Below are 3,122 nucleotides of genomic sequence, written 5' to 3' on the forward strand. Positions count from 1 at the left end.
CCCGTGGACGGTCTGGAGCGAGTTGCCGTATTAGCCCCTCAGCGCGACGGTCAATGGCTGCAAGTGGTTGCTGCGAGCAAAAATGATTACCTGTTCAACTGGCGACTTCAGGCGGCCTTCTCCGTCATTGCGTTTGCCGGCCTGTGTGTCCTGCAGTGGCTGCTGGTGGGGTTTTTCCGCCAGAAATACCAGCAGCGCAAGCTACTGGATCTGGTCCTCGACACCGTGGACGCCTACGTGTATTTCAAGTCCAGCGAGCGACGCTTCCTCTACGTCAACGCGAAGACTGCCGCCCTGTTCGGCTTGCCTGCCGAACAGATCGTCGGCCGCCTGGACCGCGAACTCATGCCGCCGGATTTCGCCGATGCTTACTGGGTCATGGATCAGAAAGTATTCGCCTCGGGTGAGAAGCAAAGTGGTCAGGAGGTTCTCAGAATCTCAGAGGGAGAAACCCGTTACTACGCGTCGATCAAGGTGCCGGTGCATCTGCAAGGCCAACCGCCGGCCCTGATCGGTTTTTCGACTGACGTGACCGAGTTGCATGAACTAACTGTCGCCCGAGAAGCCGCCGAAAAGAAACTGGCTGCACACAACCACTACCTGTGGCTCAACAACCAGGTGCTGGAGCAACTGGGCCAGAATGCCTCGTTGCCTGAGGTGTTGAACACCATGCTACGCATCATCGATGACTATCGCCCCGGTACGCTGGGCACCGTGTTTCTGCTGGCTGACAATGGCAAGGCGCTGGTCGGCTGTGCCGCACCCAATTTGCCTGAGGCATGGTTGAGTGCCACGGCGTTGATATCGATTGAGGATATGAGTGGGTCTGCTGCGACGGCTGTTCATCGTGGAGAAACGGTCATTGTTGAGGATATCGCCAGCCATCCCTACTGGGCAGCTCCTGATTTTGCCGCTATTCGTAACACGGCGCTCGGTATCGGTCTGCGTGCGGCTTGGTCCCAGCCGATCAAAAGCAGTGAGGGCAAGATTCTCGGTGTCTTCAACCTGTACCAGCGTGAACCCGCCGCACCGGATGCCGATGATCTCGCCCTACTGGTGGATTACGCCAAACTCGCGCAGATGGTCATCGAGCGTGCGCGCCTGGCCGAGGCCCTGCAGGAAAGCCAGGCCCTGTATCGCCTGATTGCGGAAAACAGCAACGATGCGATCTGGGTGATGCAATATCCGGACTTGACCTATAGCTTCATGAGTCCCTCGATTGAACGGCTGTACGGCTGGACGCCGGAAGAATTCTCCGGTCAGCCACCAGGCGAACTGATGTCTGCGCAGGAGTTACGCAGGTGGAGCGATACGGTGGAGGAACATGTCCGACGTGTTCGCGAAGGCGACCTGACGGCCTGTTTCATCGGACACGAGCTGGAAGTCCGGAATAAGGATGGCCATCGCGTCCAAGTCGAGTCGGTAGCCAATATCATGCTGGACAGCTTATCCAGACCAACCCACATTGTTGGCAGTTCCCGGGACATCACCCGGCGCAAGGCCGCTGAGGACAGCATCCGGAAAATGGCGTTTTTCGACCAACTGACCGGTTTGCCCAACCGCCGAATGATGGAAGACCGGCTGGATCAGATGCTCGCACTGGCGAAACGTGAACAGCGCAAAATGTCGCTGCTCTTTGTGGATCTGGACAGGTTCAAAGCAGTCAATGACCAGCACGGGCATGGCGCTGGAGACTGGTTGTTGAAGCAGGTCGCATCACGTATGAATTCTGTACTGCGCACCTCCGATACCGCCTCACGCGTCGGCGGCGATGAATTTGTCATCCTGCTGCCCGATGCCCGGACAACAGAAGATGCCGTCCAGGTCGCGGAAAAGATTCGTTGCGCCCTGGAACAGCCCTTTGTGATGGATAACGGCGTAGAACTGGATATTTCGTCGAGTATCGGCGTGGTGATGTATCCCGACCAGGCGGACAATGTGCACGACATACTGCACTTCGGCGACGAAGCCATGTACCGCGCCAAAAAGGGCGGCAGAAACGCGGTGAAGGTGTTTGACGCGCTCGCACAGCCAGGCGGACAACATATGGTGCACCTGCAGTGGCGTGATGAGTACGCCAGCGGCAACGACGATATTGATGACGAGCACCAGGAACTGTTCCGGCTGGYCAATGACCTGTTCCGCCTGTATACAGGGCCCGCTCACCAGCATTGCGATGCCGGGCAGATGCAGGCATTGGATCGGTTGCTTGAGCACGTACGCTACCATTTTGCTCATGAGGAACAGATTCTGGCGGCATGCGACCACGATGCACTGGCTGTGCACAAAGTCCAGCATGCGACGATCCTGGAGCAGGCTCAACGGCTGCAGGGGCAGGCCGAGAGCGGGGAAGTTACCTTGGGCGAGCTGGTTCAATTCGTCGTTGTCGAGATCATTGGCGAGCATTTTTCGACAGAAATACGCAAGCCATGCCCTCTTGACTTCCAAGTGTGAAAACGAGGCGCGATGGGGCCAGCGATAGGTTTTAAGGCTTTTGCGGGTCGCTTCTGCTGCCCTTTCGCACCAGGCCACGGACCAAAAGCGCGCTGTCCGGACCCATCGCGCACGGATTTTCATCCGTCGGCAATTTGTCATACTCGGTATTTCTTCTATGCAGATAGTTGTCAGCCCAATGCGTTTTAAATGAGGCTGCACCTGTGTTTCAACGTCTGCTGTGTTCACTGTCCGTTTTGAGTCTGTCTATCGCCGCTGCCCAAGCTGCCGGGAACACCCCCCTCGACACCCCGCGTTTACGGAGCATCGACAATTTCCGCGATGTCGCCGGCACCACCACCGCGTATTCCACGGCCAATGACGGCACGATGCGTAGCGGCGTGTTCTACCGCTCCAATGCGCTGACCCCGTCGGCGGCGGATCTGGGCACCTTGAATAGCCTCGGCATCAAGGCCGTGTACGACTTGCGCAACCCGAGCGAAATCGCCGGTACACCTGACACCTTGCCCGACGGTGCGCGCTATTTGAATATCGACATTCTTGGCCCGTCCGGTTCACTCCCCACGGGCTCACTCGATAGTGCCGCCGACGCCATCGCCATGATGGAGGGCATCAACCGGTCATTCGTCAGTGATGCTGGGGTGCGCGGTCAGTTCACCACGCTGTTC

General features: G+C 57.9%; 2 protein-coding genes. Both read left to right on the forward strand.

The window, feature by feature from the left end:
• The coding region (locus AC1DSG_RS29640; RefSeq protein ID WP_477794047.1) for a diguanylate cyclase at positions 1-2,454 on the forward strand (2,454 nt) is incomplete at its 5' end.
• 203 nt (positions 2,455-2,657) lie between these two features.
• The coding region (locus AC1DSG_RS29645; protein WP_477794048.1) for a tyrosine-protein phosphatase at positions 2,658-3,122 on the forward strand (465 nt) is incomplete at its 3' end.

This window comes from Pseudomonas sp. P5_A12 (genome assembly GCF_056400685.1).